The following is a 16012-nucleotide window of genomic DNA, read 5'->3' on the forward strand; positions in this document are numbered from 1 at the left end:
TATTCCTGCCCCTTTGAAGGGCTAGAATTGCAAACCAACGCCTGCCTGGACGGAAGCAGCTGTGTCTCCTGACTCTTCGTAAGCATCGAAAGCAATGATGGCATTGCCAAAGACAACCAGGTCGCTGTCCGGAAGGGTCCAATCTACACCCGGTTGAAGAACGAAGGCTGTTTGGTTGCCAACAGGTGAGTAATCGTCATCACCGCTAAACGGCAGGGCTACTCCGGCTCCAAGATAGCCATCGATATCCCAGGTAATAGGAATGTCATAGGAAACTGTCGGCACAAATGTCGTGCCGTCACTGATCAATAATTGCCCCCGTACTGAAATAGGGACTTCCAGGAAGCGATAGCGAACAGCAACAACGCCACCCGATGAACTGTCTTCATTTTCGTTCCCACCGGTCAGGCCGATAGACCCCCCAATTCCAATGTAGCTACCATAGGCGGCCTGAGCTTGGGCCGTAGGGGTCGCGATATTCCAACTGATGCAGGCGGCCAGGGCACCCAGGGCGATCGCTCCCAAGGAATCGAATCTGATGTCGCTCAGGCGAAGACATTTCATGCTGTTCAAACTCCTCAACTTCTGATCACGCACGATAAACACAAAACATAAGTAGAAAATCTAATGGAAGGCGATTATAGGAGCGTCTTGATCATTCAAAAAACGGATAAGATTCTTCGAATTTCTCAAATTTTAGACTGATGTCTCTTGAATGAATCATTTTTCTGCTGAAAATATTGCTTGCGACGCTATGGGTGTGTAGGTGTGATCGTTCTCGAATGGGTTGGCTTTCACGGTACTGAACTGGTTCCAGGTACCCTTAGGCATGTAGATTGCGCGAGTCTCTAGCAACAGAAGCTAACTATCTTTGGTTGGACGCGGCTTTATATGAAAACAGTATGACAAAGAGGGGGTTTTGAGGTAAAAACCGCTCCAAAACACCCTGCTCAGTCCAACCCATCAGCGTTAAAAAAAGCCAGATTATCCTGGAAAATTAGCTAAAATTCCTGCATTCCAGGGATTAATGGGCTCGATCTTTTAATCTGCCTTCTTCTACCACTTTATTGCTCCAAGAAAACTTCTCTCCTGCTTGTCCACTTTCCTCTTCTGGGCACACTAAAGCAGTAGCGGTTTGAGTGACTGAAGACTCATGTAGAGGATGGCGCACAGCCTTCCCCATCCGCCGAAGCACCTTGAACGCACAGGTAACCTGTTATATGTGGAAATTCATTCGCCTTGCTCTTGTCTCCGCAACTGTTCTTTTGCCCCTTGCATCCGATCGCATTGCACCCGCGATCGCCCAAGAGCGTCAAGGGTGCTTCATGATCAATCAGTCTGGACGTCTCATTGACCTTGGGGAGTTTTGTCCTACGGCCACGCCGTTTGCTCCCCCTGTTACTGCGGCGTCGACTGAGACAGGACCATCAGGGCAGCCCCTGGGGACGGGCGATATTCAGGTTACGTTGCGCTGGACAACGGTGGATGATTTAGACCTTGCTGTGACAGATCCGGCTGGTGACGTTGTAGCGTACTACAATCCATCTATTGGGTCGGGTGGCCAACTAGACGTAGATGCCAATGCTGGATGTGGTGAACAAAACGGGAGCCCGATTGAAAATATTTTCTGGCCGACCGGTGGAGCTCCTCAAGGGCAATACACGGTGGCAGTTAACCTATTTACCCGGTGTGAATCCTCGACCGAGCCAATCTCATTCTCGTTACGAGTACTGGTGCAAGGTACAACGCGCACCTTTGAAGGCACTGTGAGTGATGGTGAACCCGTGGCCACATTTCCTTTCTCCCTGCCGGTGGGGCAGCAGTAGAGGGCAGGTTTAAAGATTTTTGAGAATTGCCATGACAAAAACTGAAACAAGTCGTTGATCAACCGAGTCCAGAGCTAGGATTGAAATCAAGAATCTGAATTATCTTTAAGAGACGACCGATTCTTGGTGAGTGTTGCGTTTTTTCAACAACTCTTGTGGGAGAGGGGCTATGCGCCGAATTACATGGATTACCTTACTAGCTTTACTGACGTTTGGGACAACGTCTTGTGGAGGAGACTCTGAGCCTGTTGCCCAAAGCCCATCGCCAGATGTCGCAATTGCACCGGCTAATGTGCCTGCCTCACCAGCCGCGGGCCAAACAACGCCGCCGCCACCCGGAGGGGCAAGCCCTGCTGCTGCTAACGGGCAGTCGATCCCCGTGCCACCGCCACCTGGTACCCTACCCTCAGAATTGATTGAATCGACCAACCCTAACCAACGGTTACAGCAGATTCAATCAAACCGAGCCGACCCCTTCCGCTCGGTGACGGTACAAGCTCGGGTGCAGCCTATTGAGCAACCTGGAGGTGGCGGTAGGAGTGGGGGCGGCAATAGTGCGCCTGCTCCTCTGAGTAGCAATAATGCGCCTGCCCCTCTAACTCGCCAAGCGCCTCAGAGGGCTTCAGGAGGAACTCCAACTCCAGGACGTGCTGCTCAGCCTGGATCTCGTTCCTTAGACCGTCGCCAGTTGGCTCCTATCCCTGATCTGGTTGGCAGCAATGGATCATCGGGTCGCAACTCTGCGGGCTCAAGCTCAGGTTCGGGTTCGTTACGAGCCGCCCCTAACTTGCCACCGCCACCCCCTCAGCCGACGTTGGCTCGGGCTGTACAGGTGCTTGGGGTTGTGCAGGTTGGGAATGTTCCCCACGCTATTGTGCAAGCTCCCAACGAGCCGACCAGCCGCTATGTACGGGTAGGCCAACGCCTTTCTAATGGCGAGGTTCTGGTGAAACGGATTGAGATGGGGACAGAACCCATTGTTGTATTGGAGCAGGTTGGTGTAGAGGTTCGAACTGCTGTAGGAGGCGGTGCGGCGCCTGCAGCTGGTGCAAATACAACCGCTTCACTACCATTGCCTTCAGTACCTATCAACTAGGGCTTGCTTTAAAGGTTGTTTTGAGTGCGCTTTACGTACGAGAAAAACCTTCCAGGTAGCCTTAAAACACATCCTCAAATTGTTGATTTGTAAAAGAAGCGGGTGGAGCTGTCTCTGCCTGCTTTTTTTATTACAGCGCTTTTCAAGCGCTTAAAACTTAGTTGTTTTTGTGAGAGCCGCGCGGAGCGCGGCTCTCACAAAAACAACCGTGGCTGATTCAAGCGCAAAGCGCTGTAATCGGCTACCGATCTGTCAAATCGGTGTAGTGAAATCAGCACTTCTTTTTTGGCATGAAGTTCCGAAACAACCCACCAAAGGTGGGCTGTTTCGGAACTTCATGCCTGGGAGCCTGCACCCGTAGGACTCGAGCTACCAGGCTTGAAACTCAGAGCTGCTGTAATGAAATACTCGTACTCGACGGCTATTCTGTTGCAAAATGCTCATCTCACAAAGTTGATTTGTGCGAATTCAACCAGACTGGATATTAGGTCGAAGACTCCACAAAGAAATTGACAGATTAGAAGAGTTGAAGCTTTGTGTCAACGAGAAACACTGTTTGGCTGTTTCTTTTAGATTGAGAGGACATCTCTTTTGTCCCCAGGATGGGCACTTATGACTGCTGCTTCTGAACGCTTGTTTCAACCGTCTATCCCGTATCCTGCTTTTGTTCCCCATGCGGCTCAAGATACCGAAACTCTACAGCAATTCGGTTTTCTACCTGGATTGAAAGAATTACTGATAGTACGTCAGGTTCATGCGCTAGAGCACGCTACAGTCTGGATGCTTGAAGAAATGGCTCAGACGCCTCAATCGAAACGGCGGGTTGAGCAGGTAAGTGGTATGTCAGGCGATCGCGGTTTCCATCTCTATGGCCCCGTCGATGTGGCTGAACTCCGGCAGGCAGTGCTACGGGCACAACAGCGTCTGGTGAGTGGAGATTGGCAACTGGCTGTTCATCCCCGATGTGGGACAAATCTTTCTGTGACAATGCTGCTAACCCTGGGATTGGGAGCTGGCATCAACCTGTTCCTGCCCAAAGACCCAATTGGTCAGGTTCTGGGGTTTGGCATGGCGGCGATCGCGGCTTCCAGCCTTGCTCCAGATGCCGGAAAGCTAGCTCAGCAGTTTGTGACCACGGCTATTCCCTTCAATTTGATGGTGGATGAAATTGTGGCCGAGAGCGATCGCTGGGGCCAACCTGTCCATTTTGTGCGAGTCCATTGGGTTGATGTGGAGCGGGTGCTGTAGTGCTAATCCAATTGTTTTAGCAGACATGCTAGATTGACCTTGCCGTGCCGACATCAAGTCATGACTGCCCCTCTACAACTGGATTTTGTTCGTTCCCACTTCCCATCTTTGGCAGGGGATTGGATATTCTTTGACAACGCCGGTGGTTCCCAAACTTTGCAGGGAGTCGTCGATCGCTTAAGTGAATACCTGCTGACTTCGAATGTGCAGTTGGGTGCCTCCTATGCTGTCTCGCAACAAGCAACGGAACGGGTTGCTAAGGCCGCTCAGGGGATCGCGACCCTGGTAAATGCTACCCATCCCAGCGAAGTGGTGATGGGTAGTTCCACTAGCTTGTTGCTGCGAATTCTTTCCCTGAGCTTAGGGCATACCTTTGAGCCGGGGGATGAGGTGGTTGTCACCAACTGCGACCATGAAGCCAATATTGGTTGTTGGTTGGATTTACAGAAACGGGGTGTCAAAATTAACGTTTGGAAGATTCGCCCGGATACGCTGCAATTTGACCTGGCGGATCTAGAAGCCTTAATGACGCCTCGTACCCGTCTGGTCGCGGTTACTCATGCATCGAATATTTTGGGAACGCTGAATCCAGTGCGGGCGATCGCTGACCTGGTTCATGCCCACGGAGCGCTAATTTGCGTTGATGGTGTGGCCTATGCCCCTCACCGCCTAGTGGATGTACAGGCGCTTGATGTAGATTTCTACGTCTTTAGCTTTTACAAAGTCTATGGGCCTCACTATGCCGTGATGTATGGCAAGCGAGAACACCTGGTGAAGATGCCCGGCATCAACCATTTCTTTATTGATGGTGAACAGACGCCCTACAAGTTTCAACCAGGAAATGTGAATTTTGAGCTGAGCTACAGTATGCTTGGCCTTTGCGATTACCTGAGTGCTGTGGCCCAGCACCACGAAGGCGATAAAGCAGCTTCTGATTTGCGCACGCAGATGGTGCAGGCGTTTGAGCGAATTGCTCAGTATGAAGAGGTGTTGGGCGATCGCCTCCTCAGCTATCTGGCTCAAAAGCCGCATGTTCGTATCATCGGCCATCCTACCGCTAACCGTGAACTGCGCGTTCCCACGATTTCCTTTGTGGTGGATGGCGTAGACAGCAGCACTATTCCTTCTCAAGTCGATCCCCATCACATTGGCATTCGCTACGGCGATTTTTATGCTCGCCGCCTCATGGATGATTTGGGATTTACGGCCCAGAATGGCGTGGTGCGGGTCAGCATGGTGCATTACAACACTCTGGAAGAAGTAGATCGGTTGATTGAGGTGTTTGAAACGGTTTTGTAGAAGATGTGGTGGTAAACGCCTCACCCATTCCTGTTTTAGTCTTTTCCTCCCGGTTACCTCTACTTCTGCTCGCTTGCCTGAATTTCTATGAAACCTTATCAATCGATTCCTATTACTGAATGTGGCGAACCCCTGGTGCCCATTCTCCCTGATCGCTTTGTCATACCGGACAAGCATCCCTATGCAGCTGTGGGGGCACCCTATGGGGAGCGATCGCCCTATTCCTTACGCCAAGGCGTGCTCACACGACTGTTGCAGGCACAGGAGATGCTGCAAGGAATGAAGCCGGGATGGCGCATTCTTATTTTTGATGCCTACCGCCCCATTGCTGTTCAGCAGTACATGGTGGATTACACGTTTGCAGACTTACTCCGCTCCCAGAACCTCACCCCGGATACCCTCACCGAAGCTCAGCAGCAGGCGTTCTGGGAGCAAGTACATCAATTTTGGGCAGTTCCTAGTCTGAACCCAGCGACACCACCGCCTCATAGTACCGGGGCTGCGATCGACGTCACTCTAGCGGACGAGAATGGCACTGAAATAGATATGGGCTCCCCCATTGACGAGATGTCACCGCGTTCTTATCCAGATCACTTTGCAGGCGTGGCAGATCCAAATAGCCCGGAATACGATGCTCAAGGGGCCCAGTATCATCAATATCGCCAATGGTTGTGCAAGGTGATGGTTGAGGCGGGTTTCTGCTCCCATCCCCATGAGTGGTGGCATTTTTCCTATGGAGATCAATTCTGGGTTTGGCAGCAACAACAGGCCGGGATAGACATTTCAGCAGCGCTGTATGGAGCTGTTACTTGATCAGCAGGGCTTGCACAGGATACAGATGATAGCTTGTGCCACTGGGCTTCGGGGTTAATCTGGCCTATTAGGCCGCGAAGTACTTCCGTAAAGATGTTTCGCAACTCAAGATGTTTTAACCTCAGTTCGGGATAATCTGACGTGCCCGTTTTCGAGTGCTGCGCAACGCGCGGTACTCGAAAACGCCCATAACCCGAACTCAGGTTTTTCACTTCAGTTCGGGTTGTGGATTATCCAAGAAAATACGTGTACAAAATCTTGATGGCTTAAATTCCTATGTAAATGTATGGTTGCTGCTTTAATAAAAAGGCTCTCAGATGTGCGAAGTTTTTCGGATCAGTGTGTGGTTGACTCGAATGCCTTCGGTGATTTTCAGGAAATTGATTTAAGGCATTAGAGAATCAGCGATTACCTCGGTAATCGTTGGGGTGACAGGGGGCGATCGCCTTTCCTTTACTGGAGGCGTAATACTCTTTCACCGGAGGAACCGCTATGGCAATCGACACCGTTGGCAACACGATGGCGCAGTCACGCCGTCTAACGGTTGGGCAAACCGCCACCGCTGTGAATGAGTGGGTCGGCTCAACAGATACCAACGATTATTACCGGATGAGCTTTAATAGCCGAAGCCGCTTAACGGTTGGCCTCCGGGCATCCGGGGCAGGGGCTTTAGTGCAGGTCATCCGAGACGGCAATGGCAATGGTCGTCTAGATGCTGGGGAAATCGTGCGGCAGGCGCGATCGCTCAACAACACGGCTACAAATTTCCCAGTGGTTGTGTCAGCAGGTACCTACTTTCTGCGGGTAGTACGGTCCAACGGTGATTCCAGCTATCGTCTGACCACCCGTGCTATGAGTACTTTTTTGAGCGAAGTGCTGAATTTGACGAATCAGTTTCGCCAACAGAATGGCTTACCAGCACTGACCTACAATGCTCGTCTGGGTTCTGCCGCCCAGGGGCACAGCCAAAAAATGGCGCTGCAAGACTTTTTTAACCATGTAGGGTTAGACGGTTCAGAACCAGAGGATCGTGTGAGTGCAACAGGTTATCAATGGTCGGCGGTGGCTGAAAATATAGCTGCTGGACAACGCACGCCACAAGACGTGGTCCAGGGATGGATTGGTAGCGATGGGCATCGGGCTAATATGCTTGATCCCAATGTCACCGAGATCGGTTTGGGGTATTACTTCCTGGCCAACGATACTGGTAGCGTCAACCCCAATACCTACTGGACTCAGGTATTTGCTAGGCCGAGCTAAAAGCTAATCCTGTCTATCGAGCGGTCACTGTACTTCCGGAGCATGGCTACCGCTCGATGAGATTTCTGAGTTTCACAGGTATTTTTTGAGAAGCTGCACGGAGCACAGCTTTTCAAGAAATACCATCTGTTTCTGCGCGCATGCGCTCTATCAGTCCGACGTTCAGGGATAGATCTGGCCTCCGGAAATACGTTAATCTGAACGGCAGAAGCTCTTTGAACGGTTTCTAGACGCTGCTTTCATAACTGTTTTTTGAATCTATGACCGTTTCTACCCCTCCCCTCGATAAATCTGCTAATAGCCTTTCATCTCGACTGGCAACGCGCCTGGTCAATGGTCTGTTGGCGATCAAACCTCTGGCTAATTTGGCTAAAAATCGGGCTCGCGAGATGATGATTCAGCGAGCTGAAAGTATCGGTGTGTATTGGCGGGATGAGGTTGCTCGGCTGCGATCGCGCGACGAAAAAGCCGAGTTTTCTTCTGCCTGGGAGTCAGAACTGGCTCAGGTTACGAACCCCAAGTTGGTTTACCCCGACTATTACCTCACGTCCTTCCATGCCTACGAAGAGGGCAATATGGGGTGGGAACCGGCGATGGAGGTTGAAGTAGCAGCCCATGCCGTCCACGCTCGCATCTGGGAGGATGCGGGAGCTCAGGGCGATCCGCGCTTGCGTCAGAGTTATCACGACGTGCTGAAACAGCAGATCACCACCGTTCCCCAGGATATTTTGGATATAGGTTGCAGTGTGGGGATGAGCAGTTTTGCCCTACAAGACGAGTTTCCGGGGGCGCGGGTAACAGGCTTGGATTTGTCGCCATACTTTTTGGCGATCGCCAACTACCGCTCTCGCCAACGTACGACTGAGGGGCATGCACCTGTTACCTGGCTTCATGCGGCGGCAGAAGCGACAGGTTTACCTGATGCCAGTTTTGATCTCGTATCGGCCCATCTCGTGTTCCATGAGTTGCCCCAGTCAGCAGCCCGTGCCATCCTACAGGAAGCCCGTCGGCTGCTGCGGCCCGGTGGCACCCTGGCCATTATGGACATGAATCCGCACTCAGAGATTTATGCGAAGTTGCCGCCCTATATTCTGACCTTGCTGAAGAGCACCGAACCGTATCTGGATGATTACTTTGCGTTGGATCTATCCAAAGCGTTTGCGGAAGCTGGCTTTACAGAACCTACTATTACTCGCAATAGCCCCCGGCATCGGACCGTTGTTGCTCAGGTGAAAGCCTAATCTTTGAAGGAGCGGCTGGCTCAGCCAACCGCTCCTTCATCCTAAGGATCACAAATAAAACAACCTGCAATTTTTGTATTGCGATTGGCGGCAGTACCCGATCTAAGGGGTCGCAGTGCCTCGTGACTGTACAGGTTCCACGTTAGGAGCACCCATTTCAGGGCCATATCCAGGCCGAAACAGCGTACCACCGAGAGCGACTGAAGCGGCTACGAGCAATCCCGCGAGGATGTAGGAACGGGTGCGCAGTTTAGCGATTTCAGTGTCGCGGAATTTTATTTGAGCGATCGCCCGATTGTACTCTTCCAGCGTAATAGCCGGTAGTGGAAGAGGAGGTGTGGGTTCCACAGACATAAGAGCCTGGCGGCCCGGTGGGGAAATAGCAGGGAGGCTCTCCGTCAAATCCTGTCTGTCGCTGGGGAGGGACGCAGCGGACATATCCCCGGTTTCCTGCACCTGATGGTTGATAGATCCGGCAATAGCGGGGATGCTGATAGCTTCCGCCGCTGGACTGTCGATAGGTGGGGCAATAGTAGGGATGTCCCCAGCCTCTAAGCCCTGATGGTCGATAGGTGGGGCAATAGGAGACCCTTCCCCTGGAATAGTAACGGCTTCAACCGCATCGGGTAGAGGCGGGGGAGACGCGACGGGCGGGGCGATCGCCCCAGCAGGATTGGAATGGTCAAGGGCTGGTTGAGTATTGGGATCCGGTTCAGGTGCAGGTTGGGGAACTGGCTTGGGTTCGTCCTGAAACAGAACTTTGGAATAGAGCCATTTAGCGAGAAGTTCTGGACAATTTTTCTTAATCCACCGAAGCGCCAGCATCCGGAAGAGGGGTTTTGAAACTCGGGCTACCCGCACCGTTGCGCCCCGCAAGAACGGTGGATTGAGCTTTTTGTCAATTAGTCGGACAGAACCAATATCGTACATGCAATCCACAATCAAGCCGAGGGTAGTCTCCTCCTGCCGCAGCATGTTATCGACCAACAGCACAACCTCTTGCATCCGTTCAGATTCGAGCTGCAATTGCTGGGTTGTTATGAGAGATGTGGATGGGTTGGAAGACGATTCTGGCATCAATCTCCGGGAAGGCTCATCACTAAACCATCATAGAGCCTAAGTCTAGAGTATCTAATTCATGAAGTTGTGCCCACTTCCGGAAGTCTTGATTCCTCCTATGGCTAACCTGAGGTCGGGTTAAGGGCGTTTTCGAGTGCCGCGCGTTACGCGGCACTCGAAAACGCTCATTTTGGCGTGCGCAAAGCGCACGCCAAAATGAGCACTTCAGCTTATCCCGAACTGAGGTTATGGCTAGTGTCGAGTTGGTTATGGGCATCAGGAGTGAGTGGGAGCAGTACTTCTACTTACTCCTGATACCCATAACGATGCCCATAACAATGTCTGGGAGTATTACAGCGCTTTGCGCTTGAATCAGCCACAGTTATTTTTGTGAGAGCCGCACTCCGCGCGACTCTCACAAAAATAACCAGATTTTAAGCGCTTGCAAAGCGTTGTAATTCGACATAACGAGAGACGTCATCTGCTTGAACGCGCAGTATTCTAGGCGTAAAGCTGAGTTTTAATATCTTCTTTATGCCTTACTCCACTTCATCTGAAACCATTGAAAAACTAGCCGCTGAGATTGGAGACAATGTTTATATTGATGTCGCCAAGTGGCATCTTTACTTGCGCGAAGCCCACCTGCATACCATTCTGGCAGAGCAACTTTATCCCATGCTGTCTCAGGGCGTGCCTTCAAGCGATCGCGTCAAATCTCTGCTTCAAAGCATGACCGTATCCCTGGGGGGCGGCAAGCGAGAACTCCCTCTGGCGGACCTGATTCCTGATGCGGCACAACGACAGCTTCTACAAGTGCTGGAGGATTTTCACGAGTAAGTCTATCTAGATGTGCGTAGATATCTAGATCTGCCCTCCCATTGAGATGGGGTATGGAGGCCAGGGACGCAGTGCCCTTACCGCCATACTCCCTTCAAAACTTTGAACCATAACCCCCGTTGCTAGTATCATGTCGGGTTAAATGCTGATGATAAGAAGTGGTGCGACGCAAAGCGCCGCACCACTTCTTATCATCAGCATTTAACTTACTTGTTATAAGTGGGTTAATTGCTGTCAGGGTTCTCAGTAAAGGTTGAGCGTCGCTGGGGTATGCGCCAATCCTCGTTTTCGCCACCAATGACCACCCGTTCGATGGGGACATAGTCTTTGCTGAATTGCTTGAGGCTGTTGATCAGGATGTCGAGGGCGATCGCATCACTCGTGCCCAAATCAAACCAGCATCGGGCCCAGTAACCCTGATATTCCACCTCAGCCATATTGTGCATGACGGCCATCATGCTGTTGTCCGCAACGCTTTCGTCGTAGTTCATGTAGCTGATTTCCAGGCCGGTATCTTGTATCTGGAGATTTTCGGCGTTGAAGCCACCCAGCTTGCCCAGAAAGAACCAGGAGTTAAAGATCTCTTCGATGTATTGCCGCTCCAGTTCTGACAACGCTGTGTTGAACTCCAACCAGATCCACAGATCGAAAAAGTCACACTCGCGAAATTCAACTTTCATCGCCACATCCTAAATGCTTTGGCACCTTGCCCGCTCCCCATTATGGGATAGATTTTTGAGCATTGCTTAAAACCTCTGTAGAGAAGGTAGCAACGCGGTCCTCCCTAAAGCTGAGTATGCTTCACTGGCGATGACTCAGGCCGATCGCCTCTTGAATGCTGCTCAGATTATGGTCTTCTAAACGGCGCACCAAACCTTCTAAGATTCGGCGGAGCATGTAGGGGCCTTCGTAAATCCATCCGGTATAGAGCTGCACCAGGCTGGCCCCAACCGTGATTTTCTCCCAGGCATCCTCAGCCGTAAAGATGCCGCCTACGCCAATGATAGGAACGCGGCCCTCTGTTTTTTCGTAAATATAGCGAATGATCTCAGTGGAGCGTTGGCGTACAGGAGCCCCACTGATCCCGCCAGCTTCTTCTGTGACAAGTTGGCCTGTGGCTTCTAAAACCTGGGTCTTCAGCCCTTCCCGGGAGATGGTGGTATTAGTGGCAATAATTCCGGCCAGACGATGGGTTTCTACCAGGCTGAGGATGTCTGCGATCGCCCCCCATTCCAGATCCGGCGCGATCTTAACCAGCAAAGGACGGTTCTCCGTATTTTCCTGTTGCAATGCCCCCAAGATCCGATCCAGTTGGTCGGCATCCTGCAAGGCCCGTAGCCCAGGAGTATTGGGAGATGACACATTCACTACAAAATAATCGCCCAGAGCTTTCAACAAGTGAAAACTGCTGCGGTAGTCCTCTGCGGCTTCTTCCAGGGGCGTAATTTTAGACTTGCCCAGGTTAATCCCTAAGGGAAAGGGTGCTTGCTTCTGTCCGAAGTGGTTTTCCGCTTCGACTTTAAGCCGCTGAGCCAGAGCTGCGGCTCCTTCATTGTTAAACCCCATGCGGTTGAGCGCTGCCTGGTCTTCAATCAGGCGAAACATGCGGGGCCGAGGGTTGCCTGGCTGGGCATGGAAGGTAACGGTGCCCATTTCTGCGAAGCCAAAGCCAAAACAGCTCCAGGTGCGCCCTGCCTCACCATTTTTGTCAAATCCTGCGGCCAACCCTACCGGGTTAGAAAAGGGAACTCCCCACAGGGTTTGGTGTAGAGCGGGGAAGTCAGGCGCCAGGGTGTGTTGAAGACGGGTCTGAAGCCAGGAGACAGGGGGGCGATCGCCCGTATCATGCAGCCAGGTTACGGCTCGCATAGCCTGGTGATGTAGATATTCTGGATCAGCCTTAAGGGCAGAGAACAAAAAAGGCCGAATACCGAGCTGATAAAAATCCACTGCCTGTCTCCTGATGGCACCTTGTCGATTATGTATGAACAGGTGTTTCTATGGGTACTCTAAGCCTAAACGTTGAGATCTATAGGCACTGTGAATTGATTGTGCCAGATCGATAGACCTGACCTATCCTGTGGGCATCCTATTGGATAGCTCGGATACGATTGTCTCCGGGAAGACTAGACACTATGTTCTTCATGCCGTCTATGTTGGAGTCTGCTGTATTTTCGGATAGGCTCGAAACAACTCATTTACTTGATTCAGTCTAAGGCCTCATCCCCTCGTCATTCTGCGAGGCTAGATGAGCCACTATCGCATCCCGCGTTTCAACACCAGAGGATGCTTTCCCCAGGATGCATCGCGCCACCCAACCGTTTCTTTTGTACTCACCCCGATCCGGACTAGCATTAATGGACACGATCCTGGAGGATGCTGCCCAACTGCGCTCTCCCAATAGAAAGCAACGCTTTGGTCTAGGAGATTGCCTCCCCCTGTCCTTTGCGGCTGACGGGGTAGTGCTTTATAGCCCGGCTCGACCTCACCCACTGGCTACTGGCAGCCACTCATCAGGGGAAGCAGGAGTAAGTTAATGGGGTCTCCCAAACAACCGCCAAACCACGAAAAACATCTGGCTGCTTTGAAGCAAACCCTCCAATCTCTGCGGGAAGCAGAGAAAGAGGAGGATCTGCTGAATTTGGTGCTGGAGTATTTGCGGGCCGAGCTGGACTATGCGCTGGTTTGGATTGGTCGCTATGACCGGGTGCGCCACAGTTTACAGGGCAAAGGGGGAAGCACGACCGCTGGAGAGATCGCGGCTCTAAAGCAGCAGATGATGCTGTCACCGGGCGATCTGATGGAGCAGGTGGTGATCCAGCAGCGCCCCATGGGGGTGCCTGACCTGCGGGAAGAACCCCGTGCTGGCGATTGGCGCAAAATCGCCAAGAAATTAGGCATTCAAGGCACGGTTATTTTTCCGGTGCGCCACCGCGATCGCTGTCTTGGCGTCATTCTTCTGGGTTCAACTCTATGGGGCGTTTCTCCCCACGCCGATGAAAAAGCCCGGTTAGCCATCCTGCTTGGTACCCTGGCGGCTGCCCTATTTCAGTTGGAGGAGGAAGAAAGCCGTCGGGCGGTGAAGCGTCCGGTTGAGCCGCTGATGACGTTGTTGGGGAAATTGCGATCACTCCCCAATCTAGAGGCGAGGCTCTCTGCTGTAGTGGACGAGACCCATAAGTTTCTGGCTCCGGATCGCACCAATATCTACTGGTTTGAGCGGGAGCGGCGCTACTTCTGGCGGCGGGTGGGCAGCCGTAAAGAGAAAACGGACGATGCCATGGCCAATGGCTTCACGGCCCAAGAGGTCAACAGTTTTTATCAGGCTATGGCCGCTGACCAGATCGTGTCGATTGGAGAAGCCCATAGTTCCCTGAAGGCCGAGATGACAGGCCGCTTGATGAAGCAGATTCAGGCGCGATCGCTCCTGGCTGCTCCGATCCTGTTGCAGAACGAGCTATACGGCTTTTTGGCGGTTGAGGGAAATGAACCCCGCATCTGGTCTGACGAAGAGAAAACCTACGTCCAGGGGGTAGCCCAACTGCTTGCCCTGACAGCACCCCTGGAGGGTATGGAGGAAACCGTTCAGCAAGCCAAAACGGATCAGGCTCTAACCGCTGAGATTGCTCAGGCCGTTTTTAGCGATACCGATTGGGAAGCCACTCTGAAGCGAGCAGCTCAGGTGGTATGCCAACGATTGCGGGCTAGCTATTTTCTGCTGCTGCTTTACGACCCGGACCAGGAGATGTTTGACATCAAGTTTCAGCATCTCCCTTCGACTCGCCACACGCTGCCATCGCAGCTCAATAGCCTCAATCCAGTGGACTGGCAAATGCTGGAGCGCAGTATGGAGGCCGTGGGCATCGAAAACCTGGAGGATGACCTGAAGCTGATGGCCTGGCGCACGCCTTTGCTGAATGTGGGCATGCAGTCTCTCCTTGTATGCAGCACAGCTCCCGGTCGCCCTATCGAAGCCCTCATTCTGGTGGGCCAGGAGAACGCCCGTACCTGGAACCGTTCAGAGCGAGAGGTGTTGCGAGTGGTGAGCCAGCAGTTAGGCATTACCCTGCACCAGTGGCAGTTACAACACCAGACCGAGCAGCAACATAAAGTAACTCAGATGATCCAGTGGGGTATCACTTCCCTACAGCAGACACCTGTGCTGGATGCTTTGGAGCGGGCTGCAATGCAACAAATCTCTCAGGTGATGATGGCTCCCCTGGCAGCTCTCATTACCTGGCAGCCTCGCCATAAAACGGGCAAAGTTACGGCAGCGATCATTGGTAATGCTAAGTACGGCTTGAATGTAGATGCATCCGTTGCTATTTACTCCGATCGCCTGGTTCAATGGGCGTTGCAATCGGAAGGTGTGCAGCCCATTACCATTGATGAAATCGATGTTGAAACCCGTCAATGGCTAAATGGCTCAGATATTGGCCAAATTTTAGTGATGGCTTTGCGAACGGCTCCTGACCATGAGCCTACCGGCATTATTGTGGTAGCTGATGATATGAATCGCTACTGGCCGGAGCGCCAGCTCAACGCATTGTCGGCGCTTGGTGCTCAATTGGCCTGGTCACGTCGTCATCTGCAGATGACGTCCAACCTCAGCGAACAGCGTCAAAATTTGGAGCGCATTAACTGGTACAAGCATCGTCGCCTGGAGGAACTGTACCGGGCGCTCAACGTAAACGTGAAACGGCTGAATGAACTGAGCCACCAAAAAGATGCCCTCGCCAGCATGCGCTACCACCAGGTGCTACGGCAGTTGGGCAACCTACTGAGCTCCATGACACCGTTGCTCAAGAACGAACAGTGGCAACTGCGACAGGAGCCGGGTGCTATTCCTCTGGCAAGTTTGCTGAAGCGATCGCTCGAACGGGTTGAACACCTGATTCATCAGCGTCAGCTCTGGTCCCAGGTTCACAACGAAGCCAATGTGAATATCAGTGGCGACATCCAAAAGATTGAGTTGGTGCTAGCGGAACTGCTCACCCTATCCTGCTTGCGATCGCCCATGCAAGGCCGCCTTGACGTTTGGTGTCGCCCTGTAGACACCCGCTGGCTCGAGATCTCTATCACTGACAATGGCACCGTAGAGCCGTTGCTATTGGAGGAACTTCACAGCGGACGGCCTCTCGATTGGCTAGCCCCTTCCATCCTGGATCAACCCCCGGGTCTGCACCTTTCCATCTGTCAGGCTCTGATGACCCAATTGGGGGGTGAGTTCAACTTGTATCGGTTAGAAGATGGGCGAATTTTGAGCCGCTTGTTATTGGCGATCGCCCCAGGGTGAGGCTCTCTTGCTAAGGACGTTTCTGCATAAGAATTTA

Annotated in this window: 14 protein-coding genes; 10 read left to right on the plus strand and 4 right to left on the minus strand. The window is 52.3% G+C overall.

Annotated features, from left to right (window positions below):
- Window positions 1–21 precede the first annotated feature (21 nt).
- A complete protein-coding gene (locus H6F91_RS08545) occupies window positions 22–564 on the minus strand; it encodes a hypothetical protein (RefSeq protein ID WP_190771430.1) in 543 nt (180 codons plus the stop codon).
- Window positions 565–1220: 656 nt separating this feature from the next.
- On the opposite strand from H6F91_RS08545, the gene H6F91_RS08550 reads away from it, so the two are divergent.
- From H6F91_RS08550 to H6F91_RS08580, 7 genes are all read left to right on the plus strand, one after another.
- The gene (locus tag H6F91_RS08550; protein WP_190771431.1) at window positions 1221–1826 is read left to right on the plus strand and encodes a hypothetical protein; all 606 of its coding nucleotides are present in this window, start codon (window positions 1221–1223) and stop codon (window positions 1824–1826) included.
- Window positions 1827–1995: 169 nt separating this feature from the next.
- Complete coding sequence (locus tag H6F91_RS08555) at window positions 1996–2922, plus strand: hypothetical protein (RefSeq protein ID WP_190771432.1); 927 nt, start codon at window positions 1996–1998, stop codon at window positions 2920–2922.
- 612 nt (window positions 2923–3534) lie between these two features.
- Complete coding sequence (locus H6F91_RS08560) at window positions 3535–4170, plus strand: DUF6391 domain-containing protein (RefSeq protein ID WP_190771433.1); 636 nt, start codon at window positions 3535–3537, stop codon at window positions 4168–4170.
- 60 nt (window positions 4171–4230) lie between these two features.
- Entirely contained in the window at window positions 4231–5469 is a 1239-nt protein-coding gene (locus H6F91_RS08565; protein WP_190771434.1) for a cysteine desulfurase-like protein, read from the plus strand.
- Between the two features lie 87 nt (window positions 5470–5556).
- Window positions 5557–6282, plus strand: coding sequence for a M15 family metallopeptidase (locus tag H6F91_RS08570; RefSeq protein ID WP_190789293.1), 726 nt, complete (start codon window positions 5557–5559; stop codon window positions 6280–6282).
- A gap of 492 nt (window positions 6283–6774) precedes the next feature.
- A complete protein-coding gene (locus H6F91_RS27860; protein ID WP_242035696.1) occupies window positions 6775–7542 on the plus strand; it encodes a CAP domain-containing protein in 768 nt (255 codons plus the stop codon).
- 260 nt (window positions 7543–7802) lie between these two features.
- Entirely contained in the window at window positions 7803–8783 is a 981-nt protein-coding gene (locus tag H6F91_RS08580) for a class I SAM-dependent methyltransferase (protein WP_190771436.1), read from the plus strand.
- Between the two features lie 102 nt (window positions 8784–8885).
- Here the strand turns inward: H6F91_RS08580 and H6F91_RS08585 are convergent, their stop codons facing one another.
- A complete protein-coding gene (locus H6F91_RS08585; RefSeq protein ID WP_190771437.1) occupies window positions 8886–9860 on the minus strand; it encodes a hypothetical protein in 975 nt (324 codons plus the stop codon).
- A gap of 516 nt (window positions 9861–10376) precedes the next feature.
- On the opposite strand from H6F91_RS08585, the gene H6F91_RS08590 reads away from it, so the two are divergent.
- The gene (locus tag H6F91_RS08590; RefSeq protein ID WP_190771438.1) at window positions 10377–10679 is read left to right on the plus strand and encodes a DUF3181 family protein; all 303 of its coding nucleotides are present in this window, start codon (window positions 10377–10379) and stop codon (window positions 10677–10679) included.
- A gap of 224 nt (window positions 10680–10903) precedes the next feature.
- Here H6F91_RS08590 and H6F91_RS08595 read toward each other — a convergent pair whose 3' ends face one another.
- Window positions 10904–11359 (minus strand): DUF3531 family protein, encoded by a 456-nt coding sequence (locus H6F91_RS08595; RefSeq protein WP_190771439.1) that lies wholly within the window; start codon window positions 11357–11359, stop codon window positions 10904–10906.
- Window positions 11360–11480: 121 nt separating this feature from the next.
- A complete protein-coding gene (locus H6F91_RS08600) occupies window positions 11481–12629 on the minus strand; it encodes a quinone-dependent dihydroorotate dehydrogenase (protein WP_190771440.1) in 1149 nt (382 codons plus the stop codon).
- A gap of 407 nt (window positions 12630–13036) precedes the next feature.
- On the opposite strand from H6F91_RS08600, the gene H6F91_RS08605 reads away from it, so the two are divergent.
- Both H6F91_RS08605 and H6F91_RS08610 read left to right on the plus strand, forming a co-directional pair.
- The gene (locus tag H6F91_RS08605) at window positions 13037–13216 is read left to right on the plus strand and encodes a hypothetical protein (RefSeq protein ID WP_190771441.1); all 180 of its coding nucleotides are present in this window, start codon (window positions 13037–13039) and stop codon (window positions 13214–13216) included.
- Window positions 13216–15975, plus strand: a complete 2760-nt coding sequence (locus H6F91_RS08610) for a GAF domain-containing protein (protein ID WP_190771442.1) — start codon at window positions 13216–13218, stop codon at window positions 15973–15975. The genes H6F91_RS08605 and H6F91_RS08610 overlap by 1 nt, the downstream gene beginning before the upstream one ends.
- Window positions 15976–16012: the final 37 nt, after the last annotated feature.

The organism is Leptolyngbya sp. FACHB-8 (genome assembly GCF_014695575.1).
Lineage (GTDB): Bacteria > Cyanobacteriota > Cyanobacteriia > Elainellales > Elainellaceae > Vacuolonema.